The sequence below is a fragment of the Rhizobacter sp. P3_B12 genome, from assembly GCF_056402895.1.
Genome location: NZ_JBFUGN010001379.1, coordinates 1 through 1,249 on the forward strand (window position 1 = coordinate 1; position 1,249 = coordinate 1,249).

Below are 1,249 nucleotides of genomic sequence, written 5' to 3' on the forward strand. Positions count from 1 at the left end.
GCGCACGAGGCGGGCCTGCGCCGCATGCAGGCGGGCGGGCCGCCGCACGTGCTCGGCAAGCGCATGGAGCTGCACGCGCTGCGCGCCGACGGCAGCGAGTTCCCGATCGAGATGGTGCTGTGGCGCAGCGATGTCGGCGGCACCGCGTTCTACACCGCGTCGATCGYCGACGTGTCCGAGCGCCAYGRCGCSGCGCGSGAGATCGAGCGCCAGCGCGAGGCSCTGCGCCAGGGCGAGMRGCTSACCGCGATGGGCAGCCTGCTGGCCGGCGTCGCGCACGAGCTGAACAACCCGCTCGCGATCGTGATGGGGCGCGCCASSCTGCTSGAGGAGAAATGCGAGGACCGGCCCGACCTGMAGSMCGACGTGCWGCGCATCCGCGAGGCSGCCGAGCGCTGCGGGCGCATCGTGCGCACCTTCCTSRACATGGCGCGCAGCCGCCCGTCGCAACGCGGCGTGGTGCTGCTGAACGACCTGGTGCGCGCGTCGGCCGACCTGCTGGGCTACACCTACCGCAGCCACAACGTCGCGCTGCAGCTCGACCTGATGCCGCAGCTGCCGGGCGTGATGGGCGACGGCGACCAGATCTCGCAGATCGTGCTGAACCTGATGGTCAATGCGCAGCAGGCGCTGTCGCTGACGACCGGCGAGCGGCGCATCCACATCAGCACCGGCGTCGAGCAGCGCCGCACCGACCGCGAGCCGCGCGTGTGGCTGCGCGTCGTCGACACCGGCCCGGGCGTGGCGCCCGAGGTGCGCGTGCGGCTGTTCGAGACCTTCTTCACCACCAAGCCGGAGGGGCTGGGCACCGGGCTCGGGCTGTCGGTGTCGCGCTCGGTGGYGCGCGAGCATGGCGGCGACCTGGTGCTCGAGTCGACGGCGCAGGGCGCGTCGTTCCGCCTGAGCCTGCCGCTGAGCGGCGAGGCCGAACCGGTGCCCGAGGAACCGGTGCCGCCGCCCACCGAGGTGCCGGCGCTGGCGCAGGTGCTGGTGGTCGACGACGAGCCCGAGCTGGCCGAGCTGCTGCGCGACATGCTCGAGCGTGCCGGCTATGCGGTGGCGACGGCGCTGTCCGGCGCGGTCGCGCTGGAGCTGCTGGATGCGGCGCGCTTCGATGCGGTGGTGTCCGACCTGCGCATGCCCGACATGGACGGTGCGGCGCTGTGGCGGGCCGCGTCGGCGCGGCAGCCGGAACTGGCGCAGCGCTTCCTGTTCGTCACCGGCGACACGCTGTCGCCCGATGCGAGCG

Annotated in this window: 1 protein-coding gene; it reads left to right on the forward strand. The window is 73.6% G+C overall.

All coding sequences use genetic code 11. The features are described 5' to 3' along the window. On the forward strand, positions 1 to 1,249 hold a 1,249-nt coding region (locus AC1D01_RS35405; protein WP_477874304.1), incomplete at both ends, for a sensor histidine kinase.